Consider the following 21,584-nt stretch of genomic DNA (forward strand, 5'->3'; position numbering starts at 1 on the left):
GCAGCAAAAAGGCCGGCTTTCGCCGGCCTTTTCGTTGTCCTCGGTATTCCTACGGATGAACCATCATTCCGCGGGCGGCAGCGCAGGAAGCTCCGCTTCTGGCGCGGGCGACACGACGGCCGCCTGCTTCTCGCGCTCGTCCAGGATCATCTTGTCCCGCTTCACCGCGACTTCGCGGATCTTGGCCATGGAGGCGCCGGTGCCTGCCGGGATCAGCCGGCCGACGATGACGTTCTCCTTGAGGCCTTCGAGCGGATCGACCTTGCCGTTGACCGCCGCTTCCGTGAGGACGCGGGTGGTCTCCTGGAACGAGGCCGCCGAGAAGAAGGAGCGGGTCTGGAGGCTCGCCTTGGTGATGCCGAGCAGAACCGGCGTCCCCGTGGCGATCTTCTTGCCCTCTTCCTTGGCCTTCTCGTTCAGCGCGTCGAACTCGATCTTGTCGACCTGCTCGCCGGAGATCATGTCCGTGTCGCCCTGGTCGGTGACTTCCACCTTCTGGAGCATCTGACGGACAATCACCTCGATGTGCTTGTCGTTGATGAGCACGCCCTGGAGCCGGTAGACCTCCTGGATCTCGTTGACCAGATAGGCCGCGAGCTCCTCGATGCCCTTGACCGCAAGGATGTCGTGCGGTGCCGGATTGCCTTCCACGATGAAGTCGCCCTTTTCGACGACGTCGCCGTCCTGAAGGTGGATGTGCTTACCCTTCGGGATCAGGTACTCGCGCGCCTCGTCGGTCTTGTCCATCGGCTCGATTGAGATGCGACGCTTGTTCTTGTAGTCGCGCCCGAACCGGATCGTGCCCGCGATTTCGGCGATGATCGCCGCATCCTTCGGACGCCGAGCCTCGAACAGTTCCGCCACCCGCGGCAGACCGCCGGTGATGTCACGCGTCTTGGCGCTTTCGGTCGAGACACGGGCGAGGATGTCACCCGGGTTGACCTTGGCACCGACGTCGACCGACAGAATACCGTCGACCGACAGCATGTAGCGGGCATCGCCGCCACGGGCGAGCTTGAGCACCTTGCCGTCCTTGCCCTTGACCACAATGGCCGGACGCAGGTCCGCGCCGCCGCGGGTCGAGCGCCAGTCGATGACCACGCGCTTGGCGATACCGGTGGCCTCGTCCAGCGTTTCCGAGATCGATTGCCCTTCGACCAGATCCTCGAAGCCGATGGTTCCTTCGACTTCGGTGAGCAGCGGACGGGTGTAGGGATCCCATTCGACGATGCGCTGGCCACGCTTGACCATGTCGCCTTCATCGACGTGCAGGCGCGCGCCGTACTGGATACGGTGCGTTGCACGTTCGGTGCCGTCGGCATCGACGATCGCGATCACCATGTTGCGGACCATTGCGACGAGGTGACCTTCGCTGTTGCGGGCGATGGCCTTGTTCCTGATCACGATCTTGCCGTCGAAGTTGGCTTCGACGAACGACTGCTCGTTGAGCTGCGCCGCACCACCGATGTGGAAGGTGCGCATGGTGAGTTGGGTACCCGGCTCGCCGATCGACTGCGCCGCGATGACGCCGACGGCTTCGCCATGGTTGACCGGCGTGCCGCGGGCGAGGTCGCGGCCGTAGCACATGCCGCAGATGCCGTTGACGAGCTCGCAAGTCAGCGCCGAGCGGATCTTCACCTCCTGCACACCACCCTGCTGGATGGCGTCCAGATGGCTCTCTTCCATCAGCGTATCGCGCTTGATGATCACCTTGCCGGAGCTGTCACGGATGTCTTCGCAGGCCGTGCGTCCGAGGATGCGCGAACCGAGCGAAGCGACCACGGTGCCGGCATCGACGATGGCGCGCATCTTGATGCCGAGCCTGGTGCCGCAGTCGGACTGCGTGATGATGCAGTCCTGCGCGACGTCGACCAGACGACGGGTCAGGTAGCCGGAGTTCGCGGTCTTCAACGCGGTGTCCGCGAGACCCTTACGGGCGCCGTGGGTCGAGTTGAAGTACTCGAGAACCGAGAGGCCTTCCTTGAAGTTCGAGATGATCGGCGTCTCGATGATCTCACCCGACGGCTTGGCCATCAGGCCGCGCATACCGGCGAGCTGGCGCATCTGGGCCGGCGAACCGCGGGCACCGGAGTGAGCCATCATGTAGATCGAGTTGATGTCGGCATCGGCCCCACTCGCCGTCTTCTTGGTGGAGGAGATCTCCTTCATCATAGCCTTGGCGATTTCTTCGGTCGCCTTCGACCAGGCGTCGACGACCTTGTTGTACTTCTCGCCATGGGTGATCAGGCCGTCGTTGTACTGCTGCTCGAAATCCTTCGCCAGCGTACGGGTGGTGTCGACGATCTTCCACTTGGAGTGCGGCACGACCATGTCGTCCTTGCCGAACGAGATGCCGGCCTTGAACGCATTGTAGAAGCCGAGCGCCATGATGCGGTCGCAGAAGATCACAGTCTCCTTCTGGCCGCAGTGACGGTAGACCTGGTCGATGACGCCCGAGATCTCGCGCTTGGTCATCAGCTTGTTGATGATCTCGTACGAAATCCGCGGGTTCTTCGGCAGCAGGTTGCCGAGCATGACGCGACCTGCGGTGGTCTCGATCCAGCGCGTCGAGACCTTGCCGGTCTCGTCCATGCCCTGCCACCGATACTTGATCTTGGTGTGGAGGTGGATGACCTTCGCATGCAGGGCGTGCTCGAGCTCGGCCATGTCGCCGAACAGCTTGCCCTCACCGGGCAGGCCTTCGCGCATGATCGAGACGTAGTAGAGACCGAGCACGATGTCCTGCGACGGCACGATGATCGGCTGGCCGTTCGCCGGATGCAGGATGTTGTTGGTCGACATCATCAGCACACGCGCTTCCAGCTGCGCTTCGAGCGACAGCGGAACGTGCACGGCCATCTGGTCGCCGTCGAAGTCGGCGTTGAACGCGGAGCAGACCAGCGGGTGAAGCTGGATCGCCTTGCCCTCGATCAGCACCGGCTCGAACGCCTGGATGCCCAGGCGATGCAGCGTCGGCGCGCGGTTGAGCAGCACCGGATGCTCGCGGATCACCTCGTCCAGGATGTCCCAGACCTCGGGCCGCTCCTTCTCGACCAGCTTCTTCGCCTGCTTCACGGTGGTGGACAGGCCCTTGGCGTCAAGCCGCGAATAGATGAACGGCTTGAACAGCTCGAGCGCCATCTTCTTCGGCAGGCCGCACTGATGCAGGCGCAGCTCGGGACCGACCACGATCACCGAACGGCCCGAATAGTCGACGCGCTTGCCGAGCAGGTTCTGGCGGAATCGGCCCTGCTTGCCCTTCAGCATGTCGGCGAGCGACTTCAGCGGACGCTTGTTGGCACCCGTGATGACGCGACCGCGACGGCCGTTGTCGAACAGCGCATCGACCGCTTCCTGAAGCATGCGCTTCTCGTTGCGGATGATGATGTCGGGCGCGCGCAGCTCCATCAGCCGCTTCAAGCGGTTGTTGCGGTTGATGACGCGGCGGTAGAGGTCGTTGAGGTCCGAGGTCGCGAAGCGGCCGCCGTCCAGCGGCACCAGCGGACGCAGGTCCGGCGGGATCACGGGAACGACAGTCAGGATCATCCATTCCGGCTTGTTGCCGGAGTGGCGGAAGGCCTCGACGATCTTCAGGCGCTTGGCGAGCTTCTTGTGCTTGATGTCGGAGTCGGTCTCCTGCATCTCCGCGCGCAAGGTCAGCTCGAGCTTCTCGAGATCCATACCCTTGAGCAGCTCGCGGATCGCTTCCGCGCCGATCATGGCGGTGAAGGAATCCTGGCCGTACTCGTCCTGCGCCTTCAGATACTCGTCTTCCGACAGCAGCTGACGGTCCTTCAGCGCGGTGAGGCCCGGCTCCAGCACGACATAGTATTCGAAGTAGAGGATCCGCTCGAGATCCTTCAGCGTCATGTCGAGCAGCAGGCCGATGCGCGACGGCAGCGACTTCAGGAACCAGATGTGGGCAACGGGCGCCGCGAGCTCGATATGGCCCATGCGCTCGCGCCGGACGCGCGACAGCGTGACCTCGACCGAGCACTTCTCGCAGATGATGCCCTTGTACTTCATGCGCTTGTACTTGCCGCACAAGCATTCGTAGTCCTTGATCGGCCCGAAGATGCGGGCGCAGAACAGGCCGTCGCGCTCGGGCTTGAAGGTACGGTAGTTGATGGTCTCCGGCTTCTTGATCTCGCCGTAGGACCAGGACAGAATCTTCTCCGGGGACGCGATCGAGATGCGGATCTGGTCGAAGACCTGAGCCGGCGTCGTCGGGTTAAAGAGATTCATAATTTCTTGGTTCATCGTCTTCTCCTCGCGTGCCGGTCGCCTCCGGCCGCAAATTCGAAAATCACTCAAGCGAGGCGCCCTGCCCTCAAGGCATCGGGAGGGGCGCCAATGCCCGGCCGCGAAGGCCGGGCATGAAAGGTCGTATTACTCGGCTGCTTCCGACGTCGGCGCCGGTCCCACCTTGGAATTGTGCAGGTCGACGTTGAGGCCGAGCGAGCGCATTTCCTTGACCAGCACGTTGAACGATTCCGGAATACCGGCCTCGAAGGTGTCGTCGCCACGCACGATCGCCTCGTACACCTTGGTACGGCCGGCGACGTCGTCCGACTTCACGGTCAGCATTTCCTGGAGCGTGTAGGCCGCGCCGTAAGCTTCGAGCGCCCACACCTCCATTTCGCCGAAGCGCTGGCCGCCGAACTGCGCCTTGCCGCCCAGCGGCTGCTGGGTGACGAGCGAGTACGGACCGATCGAACGCGCATGGATCTTGTCGTCGACGAGATGGTGCAGCTTGAGCATGTAGATGTAGCCCACCGTCACCTTGCGGTCGAAGGCATCGCCGGTGCGGCCGTCATAGACGGTCGACTGACCCGAAGCGTCGAGACCGGCAAGCTTCAGCATCTCCTCGATGTCGGCTTCCTTGGCACCGTCGAACACCGGCGTCGCAATCGGCACGCCGCGGCTGAGGTTATGGCCGAGTTCAAGCAGCTCGTTGTCGTTGAGCGTCTTGATGGTCTCGTCCTCGCCGTAGACCTTCTTCAAGGTTTCCTTCAGCGGCTTGATGTCCTGCTTCGACAGATAAGCATCGACCGTCTGGCCGATACGCTTGCCGAGGCCGGCGCAAGCCCAGCCGAGATGGGTCTCGAGGATCTGTCCGACGTTCATGCGCGAGGGCACGCCGAGCGGATTGAGCACGATGTCGGCATGCGTACCGTCCTCGAGGAACGGCATGTCCTCGATCGGCACGATCTTCGACACCACGCCCTTGTTGCCGTGGCGGCCGGCCATCTTGTCGCCGGGCTGGATCTTGCGCTTCACCGCGACGAAGACCTTGACCATCTTCATCACGCCGGGCGGCAATTCGTCACCGCGCTGAAGCTTCTCGACCTTGTCGAGGAAGCGCTGCTCGAGCCCCTTCTTCGACTCGTCGTACTGCTTCCGCATGGCCTCGATCTCGGCCATCAGCTTGTCGTTCGGCGAAGCGAACAGCCACCACTGCGACTTCGGGTACTCCTCGAGCACCGCGCGGGTGATCTTGGTGTCCTTCTTGAAGCCCTTCGGGCCCGCAATGCCCTGCCGCCCCTCGAGGAGCTCGGCAAGACGGTTGTAGACGTTGCGGTCCAGGATCGCCTGCTCGTCGTCGCGGTCCTTGGCCAGACGCTCGATCTCTTCCCGCTCGATCGCCAGCGCACGCTCGTCCTTGTCGACGCCGTGACGGTTGAACACGCGAACTTCCACGATCGTGCCCTGCACGCCCGGGGGAACGCGCAGCGAGGTGTCGCGAACGTCGGAGGCCTTTTCGCCGAAGATGGCGCGCAGAAGCTTTTCTTCCGGCGTCATCGGGCTTTCGCCCTTCGGCGTGATCTTGCCGACCAGGATGTCGCCGGCGCGCACCTCCGCACCGATGTAGACGATACCGGCTTCGTCGAGGTTCTTCAGCGCTTCTTCCGAAACGTTCGGAATGTCGCGGGTGATTTCCTCAGGTCCGAGCTTGGTGTCGCGGGCCATCACTTCGAACTCCTCGATGTGGATCGAGGTGAAGACGTCTTCCTTCACGATCCGCTCGGAGAGCAGGATCGAGTCTTCGAAGTTGTAACCGTTCCACGGCATGAACGCGACGAGCACGTTGCGGCCGAGCGCGAGCTCGCCGAGATCGGTCGACGGACCGTCGGCGATGATGTCGCCCTTCTTGACGATGTCGCCGACCTTCACCAGCGGACGCTGGTTGATGCAGGTCGACTGGTTGGAACGCTGGTACTTCATCAAACGATAGATATCGACGCCTGACTTGGTCGGATCGAGATCTTCGGTGGCGCGGATGACGACGCGGGTCGCGTCGATCTGGTCGATCACGCCCGAACGGCGCGCCGCGATCGCGGCGCCCGAGTCACGCGCAACCACGCCTTCCATGCCGGTGCCGACGAACGGCGCCTCGGCGCGAACCAGCGGCACCGCCTGGCGCTGCATGTTCGAGCCCATCAGCGCGCGGTTGGCGTCGTCGTTCTCGAGGAACGGGATCAGCGCCGCGGCAACCGAAACGAGCTGCTTCGGCGACACGTCCATGTAGTCGACCTTGTCCGGCGTCATCGGGACGACGTCGCGGGTGCCGCTCGCGCGGCAGACCACCAGGTCTTCAGTGAAGCGGCCCTTGGCGTCGATCGGCACGTTGGCCTGCGCGACGGAATAGCGGCCTTCCTCCATCGCCGAGAGGTAGACGACCTCGTCGGTGACGCGACCGTCCTTGACCTTGCGGTACGGGGTCTCGACGAAGCCGTACTTGTTCACGCGCGCGAAGGTCGCGAGCGAGTTGATCAGGCCGATGTTCGGACCTTCCGGCGTCTCGATCGGGCAGATGCGGCCGTAATGCGTCGGATGCACGTCGCGCACCTCGAAGCCGGCGCGCTCACGGGTCAGACCGCCCGGTCCAAGCGCCGAGAGACGACGCTTGTGGGTGATCTCCGACAGCGGGTTGGTCTGGTCCATGAACTGCGAGAGCTGCGAGGAGCCGAAGAACTCGCGCACGGCGGCAGCCGCCGGCTTCGCGTTGATCAGGTCCTGCGGCATGACCGTGTCGATATCGACCGAGGACATGCGCTCCTTGATCGCGCGCTCCATGCGCAGGAGGCCGATACGGTACTGGTTCTCCATGAGCTCGCCGACCGAGCGCACACGGCGGTTGCCGAGATGGTCGATGTCGTCGATCTCGCCCTTGCCGTCGCGCAAATCCACCAGCGTCTTGATAACGCAGAGGATGTCTTCCTTGCGCAGCGTGCGCTGGGTGTCGGGCGCATCGAGGTCGAGGCGCATGTTCATCTTGACGCGGCCGACCGCGGAGAGGTCGTAACGCTCGGCGTCGAAGAACAGCGACTGGAACATCGCCTGTGCCGAATCCAGCGTCGGCGGCTCGCCGGGACGCATCACGCGGTAGATGTCGAACAGCGCGTCCTCACGGGTCATGTTCTTGTCGGCCGAGAGGGTGTTGCGGATGTAGGCGCCGACATTGACGTGGTCGATGTCGAGCAGCGGCAGCTCCTTGTAGCCGTGCTCGTTGAGGACCTTCATCGACTTGTCGGTGATTTCCTCACCGGCTTCGGCGTGGATTTCACCCGTCTTCGGGTTGACGAGGTCCTCGGCGAGATAGTTACCGACGAGCTCCTCATCCGACAGGCGCAGAGCCTTGAGCCCCTTCTCCTGCATCTGACGCGCACCGCGCACGGTGAGCTTCTTGCCGGCCTCGAGCACGACCTTGCCGGTGTCGGCGTCGATCAGGTCGTTGATGGTCGAGTAACCGCGGAAACGGTTGGCGTCGAACGGAACGCGCCAGCCTTCCTTGGTCCGCTTGTAGAGGATCTTCTTGTAGAACGTCGACAGGATCGCCTCGCCGTCGAGGCCGAGGGCGAACATCAGCGACGTCACCGGAATCTTGCGGCGACGGTCGATACGCGCATAGACGATGTCCTTGGCGTCGAACTCGATGTCGAGCCAGGAGCCGCGATACGGGATCACGCGGGCAGCGAACAGTAGCTTGCCCGAGGAGTGGGTCTTGCCCTTGTCGTGGTCGAAGAACACGCCCGGCGAACGGTGCATCTGCGAGACGATGACGCGCTCGGTGCCGTTGACGATGAAGGTGCCGTTCATCGTCATGAGCGGAATGTCGCCCATGTAGACGTCCTGCTCCTTGATGTCCTTGACCGACTTCGCACCGGTTTCCTCGTCGATATCGAACACGATGAGGCGCAGCGTCACCTTGAGGGGAGCCGCGAAGGTCATGCCGCGCTGGCGGCACTCGTCGACGTCATACTTGGGCTGCTCGAACTCGTAGCGGACGAATTCCAGCATAGAGGTGCCCGAGAAGTCCGAGATCGGGAACACCGAGCGGAACACGGCCTGCAGGCCCTCGTCGAGGCGCCCGCCGACGGGTTCGTCGACCATCAGGAACTGGTCATAGGACGCCTTCTGAACCTCGATGAGGTTCGGCATTTCGGCGACTTCCTTGATGTGTCCGAAGAACTTGCGAACGCGTTTGCGACCGGTGAATGTCTGCTGCGCCATCGTGGCCTCTCATTTCGTCGCCCGCTCTGGGCGCGCCGTCCAGGACTCGGCTGCCGCCGCTCCCCGGGTTGAATTTTTCGAACCCGCTTTGGGGACCGAAAATCCAGTTTCAGGCCGTCATGTCCTGAATCTGTTCTTCAGACCTTCAAAACGCAAAACGACGCGCGGGGCGCATAGGCACGCCCGCCCGTCACAACGATCGTCTTCACGGACTGCAAAAGCCCGAAATAGCCTGCTCTCCCAACGGCTTACAGGGAAATCCGGCATCCCTGCCCACCGCGCTTTCGTGCTGTCGACCCGATATGGGGCGACAATAGTGGAGATTCGAGGGGTATCCCCTCAAATCCCCACACATTTTCGTGTTCGGCCTGCGTCGGGACGATCCGTCGCACGCCTTTTGCATCTGGCCCATCCTTTTGGAGGATGAACCAAGGTCCCGAGCCTTGGCCCGGAACCTCGCCAGCAAGCGTTGCTTACTTGAGTTCGACCTTCGCGCCAGCCTTCTCGAGCTGGACCTTGATCTTCTCGGCCTCGTCCTTGTTCACGCCTTCCTTGACAGGCTTCGGCGCGCCCTCGACGAGGTCCTTTGCTTCCTTCAGGCCCAGGCCGGTGATGGCGCGGACTTCCTTGATGACTTCGATCTTCTTGTCGCCGGCAGCGGCGAGGACGACCGTGAACTCGGTCTTCTCTTCCGCCGGAGCGGCGGCAGCGCCACCACCAGCAGGACCAGCCACGGCGACAGCCGCGGCAGCCGAAACGCCCCACTTCTCTTCGAGGAGCTTCGCGAGTTCGGCAGCCTCGAGCACGGTGAGGCTCGAGAGGTCGTCAACGATCTTCTGCAAGTCAGCCATTGTTCAGTTTCCTTGAATGTAAGTCTGGTTCGGGTTTGAGTTTTGCGAAGGGCGTCAGGCCGCTTCGCCCTTTGAGGCATGAGCCTGGATGACGCGCGCGAGCTTGCCCGCGGGCGCGTTGGCGAGCTGAGCGATCTTGGTCGCCGGGGCCACAAGCAGGCCGACGATCTTTGCGCGCAGTTCGTCAAGCGACGGCAGCGAGGCAAGCGCCTTCACGCCGTCGACATTCAGGACGGTCTTCCCCATCGAGCCGCCGATGATGACGAACTTTTCGTTCGCCTTGGCGAATTCGATGGCGACCTTTGGCGCCGCTACCGGATCGTTCGAAGTGGCGATCACGGTCGGTCCCTTCAGCATGGGGCCGATGGCAACGACGTCAGTGCCTTCAAGAGCAATTTTGGCGAGACGGTTCTTCGAGACCTTCACCGAGGCACCAGCCTGCTTCATCTGCGTACGCAGCTTCTGCATCTGGGCAACGGTCAGGCCGGAATATTGGGCAACGACCGCGACGCTCGTGGTCTTGAAGACCCCATTGAGCTGTTCGACCGCTTCCTTTTTTGCCGCTCGTTCCACAGCAAGCTCTTTCCGGTTGGCGGTCATCGCGAAAAGCGGGACCGCCGGGTTGCACCCATCGTCCCACCCAAAACCTGAACCTCAGGGTCAAAACCCATCGGACACGCGCCGGGCGAGACGACAATTCAAAGCCTGCCCTCCGGGAGCTCGTTGAAGCCCACGGCGTGTCGAGGTCCGAACCAAACTCCTTCCGCGACCACCTTAAGGTGGGATGCGAAGTGAAATCCGGTCTTCACCCGTCTATGCAGGCCATGCGATTAAGCCGTTGAGAAATCGAAATTTCCCGCGGGCGCCTGCAGTCTTGGACAGGACAAGGCCAGCCGGCGAACCGCCTGACCTCTGCCCGCATCCCACCAACCGATGGATTTTCCTTCCTTTTCGGGCAAATCCTTACGGACGTCCTGAAAAGGAATGGTCTCCTGCGTGTCGGGTTTTCGGAATGCGTGCACGGACGCGCCAGCCAAGGCCGACACGTCCGGAGGCGGTTCTTTAACCGCTCTCGGCCTGCTTGCCAAGAGCAAAATTCACACCAGTTCCAATCCGTTGCCGGCCGGGCTTGAGGCGCCTGACAAGGGCCGATTCAGGCCGATTTGACCCCATAAGGCAGCGGCTTGCCCTCGAAGAACGCGCTCAGGTTGGCCAGCACGCAGTTCTGCATGGCGATGTGCGATTCGAGGGTGTGGCCGCCGATATGGGGTGCGAACACCACGTTGGGGAGCGCGGTCAGGGCGTCGGGGGCGTGCGGTTCCTTCTCGAAGACGTCGAGGCCGGCGCCGGCGATGGTTTTGTCCGAGAGCGCCGCGACCAGGGCTTTCTCGTCGACGACCGAACCGCGGGAGATGTTGACGACATAGCCGTCCGCGCCGAGTCGCTTGAGGATGCCGGCATTGACCGCATGTTCGGTCTCGGCTCCTGCCCGGACCGCGATCATCAGCACGCTGCACCAGTCGGCCAGCGCCTCCAGCGTCGGGAAATATTGATAGGGCAGATCGTATTTGCTGCGGCTGAAATAGCCGACCTCGCTCTCGAAGGCGGCGCAGCGCGCAGCGATCTTGCGGCCGATCTCGCCCATGCCGTAGACGCCGATGCGGCGGCCGGGCATGCCGGCCTGCGGGCGCATCATCGGCGATTGCTTTGACGCCGCCCAATCGCCGCTGCGGACATATTGGTCGGCGACCAGGATCCGCCGCGTCGCCGCCAGCATCAGGGTCATCGCGATATCGGCGACCGAGGCGGCATTGGCGCCCGGGCTGTGGCCGACCGCGATGTTACGGGCGGCAGCCGCTTTCAGGTCGACGCCGTCATAGCCGGTGCCGTAGCAGACGATGGCGCCGAGTTTGGGAAACAGGTCCATCGCCTCGGCGCCGAGCGGCGAGCCGCCAGCGGTCAACATCGCACGGATGCCACCGAGCTCATCGGCGGAAAACACCTCCCTCGCGGGCTTGCCAGCGGTGTCGAGCAGCTCGAACCGCTCGGCGAAGCGCGCCATCATCGTCTTGGGAAAGCGCGAGTAGATCAGGACCTTGTCAGCCATTGTTCTTGTTTCCGGTGAGTGCCGTCGAAAATGGAAAGGGGCGGAATCGGTCACCCGATTCCGCCCCTCGCCTCATGCAAATTCCAAACCTCAGCCGAGGCACGCCTTAACCGAGAATCGTGCCCGGCTCGACCTTCACGCCCGGGCCCATCGTCGAGGACACTGCAACGCGCTGGATGTAGGTGCCCTTGGAGCCAGCCGGCTTCGCCTTCGAGACAGCATCGGCGAGAGCCTTGATGTTCTCGACCAGCTTCTCCTCGGAGAACGAGGCCTTGCCGACGCCGGCCTGCAGGATGCCGGCCTTCTCGACGCGGAACTCGACCGAGCCGCCCTTGGCACCCTTCACCGCACCGGTGACGTCCATGGTCACGGTGCCGATCTTCGGGTTCGGCATCAGGCCGCGCGGGCCGAGCACCTTACCGAGACGGCCGACCAGCGGCATCATGTCGGGGGTGGCGATGCAGCGGTCGAAATCGATCGCGCCGTTCTGCACCTTCTCGACCAGGTCTTCGGCGCCGACGACGTCAGCACCTGCGGCCTTGGCTTCGTCAGCCTTGGCGCCACGGGCAAACACGCCGACGCGGAGCGTACGACCAGTGCCGTTCGGCAAGGTCACGACGCCGCGGACCATCTGGTCGGCGTGACGCGGATCGACGCCGAGATTGATCGCGACCTCGATGGTCTCGTCGAACTTCGCCTTGGCGCGTTCCTTGACCATCTTGATGGCGTCCGCGAGCGGGTACAGCTTTTCGCGGTCAACACCTTCGCGGGCTTTGTTCAAACGCTTTCCGATTGCCATAGCCGCTTACCCCGCCACTTCCAGACCCATCGAACGGGCAGAGCCCTCGACCATCTTCATGGCCGATTCGATGGTGTCGCAATTGAGATCCTTCATCTTCTTCTCGGCGATCTCGCGCACCTGCGCCTTAGTCACCTTGCCGGCCTTGTCGCGGCCCGGCGCCTTCGAGCCGGACTGGATCTTGGCAGCCTGCTTGAGGAAGAAGGACATCGGCGGCGTCTTCATCTCGAAGGTGAAGGAACGGTCCGCATAGATGGTGATGATCACCGGGATCGGGGTGTTCTTCTCTTCCTTCTGGGTCTGGGCGTTGAACGCCTTGCAGAACTCCATGATGTTGAGACCGCGCTGACCGAGCGCGGGACCGATCGGGGGCGAGGGATTCGCCGCACCGGCCGGGACCTGAAGCTTCAGGTATCCGGTCACTTTCTTTGCCATGTATCACTCCTGTTGTGCCGGCCTTAGCCGGCGGTTTCAGGTTCGTGGTCTGGGTCGGATGCGGCTGGCAACCGCCCTCTCCCTCCCACGGCCTCTGTTTGCGTGACGCCTTACGGCGTCCCGCGTGACCCGATCAGACCTTCTCGACCTGACCGAATTCCAGCTCGACCGGCGTGGCGCGACCGAAGATCGACACCGCGACCTTCACGCGCGAGCGCGCCTCGTCGATTTCCTCGACCACACCCGAGAACGAGGCGAACGGGCCATCGGCCACGCGCACGTTCTCGCCAATCTCGAACGACACCGACGCCTTCGGCCGCTCCACACCCTCCTGCACCTGGTGCAGGATGCGCATGGCCTCGTTTTCCGAGATCGGCATCGGCTTGTTCTCGGCGCCGAGGAAGCCCGTGACCTTCGGCGTGTTCTTGATCAGATGAAACGCCTCGTCGGTCAGCTTCATCTTCACCAGCACGTAGCCCGGGAAGAACTTCCGCTCGGCGTCGATCTTGCGGCCGCGGCGCACTTCCGTGACCTTCTCGGTCGGAACCAGCACCAGCTCGAACAGCTCCTCGAGCCCGCGCTGCTTGGCCTGCTCGCGGATCGATTCGGCGACCTTCTTCTCGAAGTTCGAATAGGCGTGGACGATGTACCAGCGCTTGTCGGACGATTGGGTTGCGGCGGCTGTTGCCATCAGTGAATGCCCAAAAGGAAGGTGATGAGGTAACGGATGATCTGGTCGGCGGCGAAGAAGAAGATCGAGGCCACGGCGACCATCACGAACACCATGATGGTGGTGATCGTGGTCTCACGACGGGTGGGCCAGGTGACCTTGGCGGTCTCCGAGCGCACTTCCTGCAAGAACTTGAACGGGCTGACTGCCATCGTTTGAGACGCCAATAAAGGATTTCAGGGATCCGAACAGCCGCCTGTGGCCCAGCCCTCTGTCTCGAAGGATGAGCCGGAAAACCGGGCTCGATTGTTCGGGGGATTTCAAAGCCGCGCCGGAAATCCGCGTTTAACGGGCCGGCTGCGAGTGCCGGGTAGATACTGCGGATGAGGCCAAAGGTCAAGGTGTGGGCGGGGCGGAATGCGCGCCAGCCCGGCTGACGGACGCAATGTGGATCAAGGGCTTATGGCCCCCGCATGATCCACGGTCCGAGCCTTTCGGCCCGCCGCTGTTCCTGCCTGTCGATCCTGAATGTCGGGATTAGCTGGCAGGAGTGGCAGGGCTCGAACCTGCGACCCCCGGTTTTGGAGACCGGTGCTCTACCAATTGAGCTACACTCCTACGGACCCTCGCGTCGCCACGCGGATCAGGGCCGCTTTCAAGCACAGGGGGCGGCCGGATTGCAAGGGTGAAGCGCGCTGGCTTCGCTTGTTTGTACCGCTGCTTCTGGGCCACTCTCCGCTCCCGATAATCAAGAACAGCCGGGAGTGCCCATGACTGCCACCGCCGCCCCTCGCCCCTCGACCGCACCGAAAACCCCGCCTCTCCCCGAAGCCAAGCCTGAGTCCCTGGGCCTGTCGCGGCCCCGCCTCCAGGCGATGTCGGACGCGTTCAAGCGGGAGATCGACAAGGGAACCGTGCCCGGCGTGACCGTGCTGGTGGCCCGGCGCGGCCAGGTCGGCTGGTTCGAGGCGCTCGGCAAGCAGAGTCCGACGGGTTCGACCCCAATGGCGCTTGATTCGATCTTCCGGATCTTCTCGATGACCAAGCCGATCGTGTCGGTCGGCATCATGGCGCTGGTCGAGGACGGCCACCTGCTCCTCAGCGATCCCGTCGCCAAATTCATTCCGGAGTTCGCGAACCAGAAAGTCGGCGTGGTCAGCGGCGGCAAGCTGGAACTGGTTCCACCGAAGCGGCCGATGACGGTGCAGGACCTGCTCCGCCACACGTCTGGTTTGACGTACGAGCATCAGGGCGACGGCCCCGTGCACAAACTCTACCAGGAGTCCCGCGTCCGCAGCCGCAAGATCACCAATGCAGAGCACGCCGCGCTGGTGGCGAGCTTCCCGCTGGTCTGCCACCCTGGCGACGAGTTCAACTACAGCCGCTCTACCGATATCCTCGGCCGCATCATCGAGGTCGTCGGTGGCAGGTCGCTCGGCACGTACCTCACTGAGCGCGTTCTCGCGCCCCTGCAGATGACCGAGACCGGTTTCTCCACCAGCGAAGCCAATGCCAGCCGGCTCGCCCAGCCGTTCGAAGCCGATCCCTGGACCGGCGACAAGGTCGCGCTGTTCAATATGCTCGAGCAGCCGGTCATGGAGTCCGGCGGCGGCGGCCTGGTCTCGACCACGATGGACTATGCCCGCTTCGCGCTGATGCTGCGCAATGGCGGCACGCTCGACGGCCACAGGATCATCGGGCGCAAGACGCTGGAGCTGATGGCCTCCGATCACCTCGGGCCTGATGTCGTGACCAATGGCACGCTGCTGTCGCCCGGCCACGGTTTCGGTCTCGGCTTCGCCGTGCGCCGCGAGGCCGGCATCGCGCCCTTCCCCGGCAGCGTCGGCCAGTATTTCTGGAGCGGCATCGCCGGCACGTTCTTCTGGATCGATCCGAAAGAGGATCTGTTCACGGTGTTCATGAGCCAGGGCCCCGGACAGCGCGATTTTACGCGCACGCTGGTGCGGGATCTGGTTTACGCGGCGGTCGATTGAGGCTCGGCTCTCGTGCCCCGGACGCGCTGCAACGCCCTTAGCGTTGCTGCGCAGAGCCGGGCCCATGCCTCGGCGATCTCGACAAGCTTCTGGGTCCCGGCTCTGCGGAGCGGCACTTCGCGCCGCACCGCGTCCGGGACCCGAGAGATACATCAACTAATCGTCGCGCCGCCGTCGATCACCATGGTCTGGCCGGTCATGAAGTCGCCGGCCGCTGATCCCAGGAACACCGCGGCGCCCGCGATCTCGTCGGGGATGCCGATGCGGAGCAGCGGCGAGCGCGCGGTCGAGGCCTTCAGGTTCTCCGGATTGTCCCACAGCGCTTTCGCGAAATCGGTCTTGATCAGGCCGGGCGCGATGCAGTTCACGCGGATGTTGTGCTTGCCGTATTCGCAAGCCAGGTTGCGCGCGAGTTGCATGTCGGCGGCCTTCGAGATCGCGTAAGCGCCGAGGATGGTCGAGCCCTTGAGGCCGCCGATCGAGGAGACGATGATGACCGAGCCGTCCTTGCGCTCGATCATCTGCGGCACCACCATCGAGATCAGCCAGTTGTTGGCGACGATGTTGTTGTCGAGAATTTTGCGGAACTGATCGTCGGAGATGCCGGCAAGCGGACCGTAATACGGGTTCGACGCGGCGTTGCAGACCAGCACGTCGATCTTGCCGAAGGCGCGGTTGCTCTCGTCGACCAGGTTTTGCAGATTCTCTTTTGAGGAGATGTTCGCCGCGATCGCGACCGCGGTGCCCTTGCCGAACTTGGCGTTGATGCCCTTGGCGACCTCATCGCAGACATCGGCCTTACGCGAGGAGATCACCACCTTGGCGCCGTGCTCGGCCATGCGCTCGGCGATCGCAAGCCCGATGCCGCGCGTCGAGCCGGTGATGACGGCAACTTTGCCCTTCATGTCGAACAAGGTCATGTTTCTCTCCCAGAGTATGATTTGATTGGCTTGAAGCTTACGCCGCGTCCGCCCGAACGGACAACAGCCTCAGGCGAGCTTCTTGACTTCCGGTCCCGCCGGCTGATGCATCTCGGCATGCGCGTCGTCCGCGATCCACGGCTGCTGGTTCACCATCGGCAGCCGCCAGACCGTGCGCTCGCGGCTTGCGAAATAATCGAGCCGCGTGATCGAGACATTGTCGATGTCGAACGACAGCGCCCGTTCCACCTGGCCGTCGAGCGCGAGGCCGATCGCCGCCTTGATGGTGCCGCCATGCGCGACCGCGATCACGTCCTGCCCGGCCACCTCATTGTTGATCCGCTCGACGGTGCGGCGGGTGCGGTTGTAGAGATCCATAAAACTTTCGCCGCCGGGCGCGGGCTCGTTGATGTCGGCAAACCAGCTCGAGCCGACGGGGCGGCTGGCGATGAACTCGGCGCGATTCATGCCCTGCCAGCGGCCGAGATTCTGCTCGGCGAGGTCCGCTTCCCATTTCATCGACGCAGGCCGCGGATAGCCCGCCTCCCAGATCGCTTCCGCGGTCTGGTGCGTGCGCATCAGATTGCTCGAATACCACACCGCGTTGCGTGGCAGCACCTTGGCAACAGCATTGAACACGTAGGTGTCGCTGGTGTCGCAGGGAAGATCGCTCTGTCCGTAGATGTTGCCGCCGTCATTGCGCACCGGCGCGTGACGAACCCACCACCAGCGTGTCGTGACCACATTCGGCTTGTCTGCGGTTGCCATTGAGCCTCTTCCATCCCGTGTGATGTCGCTGTACGTCAGTAGCGAACGTGTCTCAAGACACTTTACCGTTTGAAATTCTGTTTGAAATTCCGTCGCGCGGCAAGCGTCACGCGGCACACCAAAGGGAGAAACGCATGGGCCGTCTGCAAGGCAAATCCGTCATCATCACCGGCGCCGGCAGCGGCATCGGCCGCGCAGCTGCGCTGCTGTTCACCAGGGAAGGCGCAAAACTGATCGCGGTCGATCGTACCGAGGCGGTGAAGGAGACCGTCGACGAGGTGAAGAAGGCCGGCGGTGTTGCGGAAGCGATGATCGCCGATGCCGGCTCCGAGCAGGACGTCATCGCCGTCATCGACAAGGCCGTAAAGACGCACGGAAGGCTCGACGTGATCTGGGCCAATGCCGGCGTCTCGGGCGGACTCGTTCCGCTCGGCGAGCAGACCGTGGAACAATGGCAAGAGGTGCTGCGCATCAATTTGATCGGACCGTTCCTCGCGGTGAAGCATGCGATGCCGCACATGGTGAAGCAGCAGTCCGGCGCGATCGTGCTCACCGCATCGGTTGCGGGACTCAAGGCCGGCGCGAGCGGGCATCCCTACGCAGCGAGCAAGGCCGGCGTGATCTCCCTGGTGCAGACCACCGCCTATTCGCTCACCGGCACCGGCGTGCGCATCAATGCGGTGTGCCCGGGCCTGATCGAAACCGGCATGACCAAGCCGATCTTCGATCGCGCCAAGGAGCGCGGCACTGCCGACAAGATCGGCCAGCTCAATCCGCTCAAGCGCCCCGGCCAGCCGCACGAGCTCGCCGCGATGGGATTGTTCCTGGCCAGTGACGAGGCGTCGTATGTGAACGGCCAGGCATTCCCGGTGGACGGCGGCCTCACGGCGTCGATGCCGTATACGGGGAAGCCGGTTTAACGTCATCGCTGATATTTGCTCCGTCATCCTTGAGGTGCGAGGCTTGTGATGCGAATGCATCGCAAGCCGAGCCTCGAAGGATGTACGGCCGGGATGCAGCGGGGCCGTCGCCCTTCGAGGCCTCCGCTTCGCTCCGGCGCCTCAGGGTGACGGTCACAGATTGGTGCACGCACCAACTTCAAACTGCAGACACACCTTCGCCCTCTCGCGGCTCATCTCGCCCGAGCTTTGCTTCGTCGCCTCACCCTCGATTGAAAGAGGGCGCAGGGAAGGTCGGGAGCCGGCTGGCTCCCATTGACCGCTATGCCATGAGTAGATTGCGCTACACTGCACAGCGGATAACAGGGCAGCCGAGCCATCCGGCCTTCCCTGCGCAGTGGTTTGACGGCTTATGTCGCGCTCTCCCCGGGGAGCGATGCACTATTGCCCCCGTCGTCTCGCGGATGATCGATGCGCGAACCCGGTTGGGCCACACGCATCTCTGCGAGACTTGACGCACAGACCCCGGGCGTCAGGACCACACGATTTCGCCGTACGCAGATCGCACCGGTCGTGTGCGCAACGCCTTTGCTCACGGTTGCCCGCCCTGCAAAACCCGCCGCGCCGATGTGGCCTGCGTCCACCGCCGCCCGGCCCGCGTTCGTGACGATCGCGATACGCCCCTCTTCCTTGGGCCGGGTTACGCGACACATACGCCGTTTCCGAATTTCGGTAAAGTAGAATATTTTGGCGGTGCGGATTGCCCTATGCCTAGCGTGTTTTGCCCGTCAGTCAGCGCAAGGTGTTGTAGTCTTGTAGCCCGGATGGAGCGAAGCGTAATCCGGGATTCCATCCATACGGACGCAGCGGCCCCGGATTTCGCTTCGCTCCATCCGGGCTACGAAGCAAGAACTGAGACAAACAGCGCGCTCGCGACCAGCGACGCCACCGTCCGCACATGATTCCAGAACACCCAGTCCTTCAGATACGCCGCCCACAGCGTGCCCGCCTCCGGCGACGACGGCTGCACCGCGGCTAACGCATCGTTCAGCGGCACGTTGAACACCACCGTGACCACGAACATGCCGATGACATAGAGACCGCCCCCGGCGATCATGCTGATCGCTCCCGGCTCACCGAGACGCAGTGCCCCCATCACCACCAATGCAACGCCCGCGACCGTGGTGCCGAGGAACAGCGGCATGAACAGCGAGCGCACGATATCGACATTGATGGCGTTCATCGCCGCGATACCGGCGGCCTGGTCCAGCCTGCCGAGCGCGGTCATGACGAAGGTCGAGAACGTAAAATAGACGCCGGCCATGAGGCCGCAGCCCAGGGCCGAAAACCAGAGCAATCCGCTCGTCAAAACCTGCCGCATGCCACACCTTCCTTGAACACGATAAACTCTCGTATTTGATAAAGGCGATAAACTCTCTTATTTCTGGCGTCAAGCGCGGATGGCGGGAATCAGGATGCCGGAACGGAAGATCAGGACAGGCAAAGCGACGCAGGCGGCTGAACGGCGCACGCCGCTGGTGCCGACGCAGGACCGCAGCCGGGAGCGTTTCGATCGCATCCTGACCGCGGCGACCGAGATCCTCACCGAGAAAGGCAGCGACGCCTTCCGGATGAGCGACATCGTCGCGCGCACCGGCATCGCCTTCGGCTCGCTCTATCAATATTTTCCGGACAAGAGCGCCGTGATCGGGACGCTCGCCGAACGCTGCAATGCCATCGGCCACGACTGCGTCCGGCGCGATCTCGCCGAGATGAAGAAGCTGTCGGACCTGCACGCGGCGCTGTGCCGCATCACCGATGGCTACTATCAGATGTTCCGCGAGCATCCCGTGATGCATCACATCTGGCAGGCGACGCAAGGCGACCGGACGCTTCAGGCCATCGACGAGGAGGACGTCGCCTTTCTTGTCGGCCTGTTGCGCGACGCGCTCACGCGTGTCGCGCCGAGGCAGCCCGCCGTCGCCCTCACCGTGTTCTCGCAGCTGGCGATGATCCAGATCGCCGCTGCGGTTCGTCATGCTATCGCATTGCCGCCGGCGGAGGCGCGGCGTACGCTCGACCTGTTCAAGCGCATGCTGCCGAAAGATCTCTCCGCACTCGGCTGAGTTTCGGCGAAAGTACCTTTGGCGATCGGGTTTGCCCGAACCGCCACTCCATTGGTATGTTTCGTGCAAGCGGCGACGCCATCCTCCATCTCATGAACGAGACAATGCCCAACCCGATTTTCCCGAGTTCCAGAGCCGATCGCATCCGCAACCTCCTCGCCGAGCTGGTCGGCTTCGACACGATCAGCGATCGCACCAATTTGCCCCTGATCGCGCATATCGAGAGCTATCTCGCCTTCCTCGGCATCAAGGGCGAGCGCATCACCGACGAGACCGGACAGAAGGCTTCGCTGTGGGTCACGATCGGACCGGAGGATCGGCCCGGTCTCGTGCTATCGGGGCATACCGACGTCGTGCCCGTCGTTGGACAGGACTGGAGCCACGATCCGTTCAAGCTCGTCGAGCGCGACGGCAAGCTCTACGGCCGCGGCACCACTGACATGAAGGGCTTTGTCGCGGTGTGCCTGGCCATGGTGCCGGAGATGCTGGAAGCGAAGCTGAACACGCCGATTCATCTTGCGATCTCCTATGACGAGGAGATCGGCTGTATCGGCGTGCGGCCGATGCTTGCCGAGGTCGCGAAGAAGAAAGTGAGACCGCTCGGCGCCTTCATCGGCGAGCCGACCGAGATGAAGGTCATCATCGGCCACAAGGGCAAGCACGGCGTACGCGCCACGTTCCACGGCCTCGCCCGCCACTCCTCGATCGCGCCCGACGGCGTCAACGCCATCGAATACGCCGCCGAGCTGATCACCGAGATCCGCCGCCGCGCGGTGAAGCTTGCGACCGAAGTCGAGCGCAGCAGTCTCTACGATGTTCCGCACTCGACGCTGCTGACCAGCATCGTGCATGGCGGCGCGGCGCTGAACATCGTGCCTGACACCTGCACCGTGGATTTCGAATGCCGCGGCATCGGCATCACCGAGTCCAGGGAGGTGACGGATGCGATCGTCGCCTGGGCCAGGGCCGAGCTCGAGCCGGCGATGAAGGCGAAGAGCCCGGAATGCGGCATCGATTTCGAGGAGATCCTCGACTACCCCGCCCTCGACACCAAGGCCGACGCCGCCATCGTCACGCTGGCGAAGAGCCTCGCCGGCCGCAACGACCACGCCAAGGTCGCCTTCGGCACCGAGGCGAGTTTGTTTGCCAGCATGGCCGATATCCCCTCGGTGGTGATCGGCCCGGGCTCAATCGCGCAGGCGCATACACCGGATGAGTTCGTGGCGATGGCGGAGTTGGAGAAGTGCGCGGGGTTCGTCGAGAAGCTGATCGCGCATTGCGCGAAGGGCTGATACTCCTCTTCGTCATTGCGAGCGAAGCGAAGCAATCCAGAATCGTTCCGCGGGGGCAGCCTGGATTGCTTCGTCGCACCAGCGCAAAATTGCTCTGCAATTTTGTCGCGGGCTCCTCGCAATGACGGGAGTGTGTGCGAGCAGAGCGAATCCTGCATGAGCAGAGCGACATGCGGGAACACTTTACCCGGATATCGCTGCGCTCATCC

Annotated in this window: 16 protein-coding genes and 1 tRNA gene; 4 read left to right on the top strand and 13 right to left on the bottom strand. The window is 63.2% G+C overall.

What is annotated here, in order from left to right; translation table 11 throughout:
- Nucleotides 1-63: 63 nt before the first annotated feature.
- The 10 genes from rpoC to ACLFLU_RS26620 all read right to left on the bottom strand — a co-directional run bounded on the left by rpoC (nt 64) and on the right by ACLFLU_RS26620 (nt 13,994).
- The gene (gene rpoC, locus ACLFLU_RS26575) at nt 64-4,260 is read right to left on the bottom strand and encodes a DNA-directed RNA polymerase subunit beta' (RefSeq protein ID WP_426407738.1); all 4,197 of its coding nucleotides are present in this window, start codon (nt 4,258-4,260) and stop codon (nt 64-66) included.
- 129 nt (nt 4,261-4,389) lie between these two features.
- Entirely contained in the window at nt 4,390-8,514 is a 4,125-nt protein-coding gene (rpoB, locus tag ACLFLU_RS26580) for a DNA-directed RNA polymerase subunit beta (protein ID WP_426407739.1), read from the bottom strand.
- 473 nt (nt 8,515-8,987) lie between these two features.
- Complete coding sequence (gene rplL, locus ACLFLU_RS26585) at nt 8,988-9,365, bottom strand: 50S ribosomal protein L7/L12 (protein WP_028152883.1); 378 nt, start codon at nt 9,363-9,365, stop codon at nt 8,988-8,990.
- A 54-nt stretch (nt 9,366-9,419) separates the two neighbouring features.
- A complete protein-coding gene (gene rplJ, locus ACLFLU_RS26590; protein ID WP_246916917.1) occupies nt 9,420-9,938 on the bottom strand; it encodes a 50S ribosomal protein L10 in 519 nt (172 codons plus the stop codon).
- 580 nt (nt 9,939-10,518) lie between these two features.
- A complete protein-coding gene (locus ACLFLU_RS26595) occupies nt 10,519-11,472 on the bottom strand; it encodes a 2-hydroxyacid dehydrogenase (protein ID WP_426407740.1) in 954 nt (317 codons plus the stop codon).
- A 106-nt stretch (nt 11,473-11,578) separates the two neighbouring features.
- Nucleotides 11,579-12,271, bottom strand: coding sequence for a 50S ribosomal protein L1 (gene rplA, locus ACLFLU_RS26600; protein WP_063682741.1), 693 nt, complete (start codon nt 12,269-12,271; stop codon nt 11,579-11,581).
- Nucleotides 12,272-12,277: 6 nt separating this feature from the next.
- Nucleotides 12,278-12,706 (bottom strand): 50S ribosomal protein L11, encoded by a 429-nt coding sequence (gene rplK / locus ACLFLU_RS26605; protein WP_027554142.1) that lies wholly within the window; start codon nt 12,704-12,706, stop codon nt 12,278-12,280.
- A 133-nt stretch (nt 12,707-12,839) separates the two neighbouring features.
- Nucleotides 12,840-13,397, bottom strand: a complete 558-nt coding sequence (gene nusG / locus ACLFLU_RS26610; RefSeq protein ID WP_092294124.1) for a transcription termination/antitermination protein NusG — start codon at nt 13,395-13,397, stop codon at nt 12,840-12,842.
- Nucleotides 13,397-13,588: a preprotein translocase subunit SecE gene (gene secE / locus ACLFLU_RS26615; RefSeq protein ID WP_007611620.1), complete on the bottom strand. Its 192-nt coding sequence runs from the start codon at nt 13,586-13,588 to the stop codon at nt 13,397-13,399. Before secE ends, nusG begins: the two co-directional genes overlap by 1 nt.
- A 330-nt stretch (nt 13,589-13,918) precedes the next feature.
- Nucleotides 13,919-13,994, bottom strand: a tRNA-Trp gene (locus tag ACLFLU_RS26620).
- Between the two features lie 152 nt (nt 13,995-14,146).
- Here ACLFLU_RS26620 and ACLFLU_RS26625 point away from each other — a divergent pair.
- A complete protein-coding gene (locus ACLFLU_RS26625; RefSeq protein WP_426407741.1) occupies nt 14,147-15,370 on the top strand; it encodes a serine hydrolase domain-containing protein in 1,224 nt (407 codons plus the stop codon).
- A gap of 152 nt (nt 15,371-15,522) precedes the next feature.
- Here the strand turns inward: ACLFLU_RS26625 and ACLFLU_RS26630 are convergent, their stop codons facing one another.
- Both ACLFLU_RS26630 and ACLFLU_RS26635 read right to left on the bottom strand, forming a co-directional pair.
- Complete coding sequence (locus ACLFLU_RS26630; protein ID WP_426407742.1) at nt 15,523-16,290, bottom strand: SDR family NAD(P)-dependent oxidoreductase; 768 nt, start codon at nt 16,288-16,290, stop codon at nt 15,523-15,525.
- Nucleotides 16,291-16,359: 69 nt separating this feature from the next.
- Complete coding sequence (locus ACLFLU_RS26635; protein WP_426407743.1) at nt 16,360-17,058, bottom strand: histidine phosphatase family protein; 699 nt, start codon at nt 17,056-17,058, stop codon at nt 16,360-16,362.
- 134 nt (nt 17,059-17,192) lie between these two features.
- On the opposite strand from ACLFLU_RS26635, the gene ACLFLU_RS26640 reads away from it, so the two are divergent.
- Nucleotides 17,193-17,978 (top strand): SDR family NAD(P)-dependent oxidoreductase, encoded by a 786-nt coding sequence (locus ACLFLU_RS26640; RefSeq protein WP_148770507.1) that lies wholly within the window; start codon nt 17,193-17,195, stop codon nt 17,976-17,978.
- Between the two features lie 877 nt (nt 17,979-18,855).
- On the opposite strand, the gene ACLFLU_RS26645 is transcribed toward ACLFLU_RS26640, so the two are convergent.
- Nucleotides 18,856-19,338, bottom strand: coding sequence for a DUF1772 domain-containing protein (locus ACLFLU_RS26645; RefSeq protein WP_426407744.1), 483 nt, complete (start codon nt 19,336-19,338; stop codon nt 18,856-18,858).
- A gap of 94 nt (nt 19,339-19,432) precedes the next feature.
- Between ACLFLU_RS26645 and ACLFLU_RS26650 the strand changes: the two genes are divergently transcribed.
- Entirely contained in the window at nt 19,433-20,083 is a 651-nt protein-coding gene (locus tag ACLFLU_RS26650; protein ID WP_426407745.1) for a TetR family transcriptional regulator, read from the top strand.
- A gap of 104 nt (nt 20,084-20,187) precedes the next feature.
- Complete coding sequence (argE, locus tag ACLFLU_RS26655) at nt 20,188-21,375, top strand: acetylornithine deacetylase (RefSeq protein WP_426407746.1); 1,188 nt, start codon at nt 20,188-20,190, stop codon at nt 21,373-21,375.
- Nucleotides 21,376-21,584: the final 209 nt, after the last annotated feature.

It is taken from the genome of Bradyrhizobium ganzhouense (genome assembly GCF_049949285.1).
In the GTDB taxonomy this organism is placed as follows: domain Bacteria; phylum Pseudomonadota; class Alphaproteobacteria; order Rhizobiales; family Xanthobacteraceae; genus Bradyrhizobium; species Bradyrhizobium ganzhouense.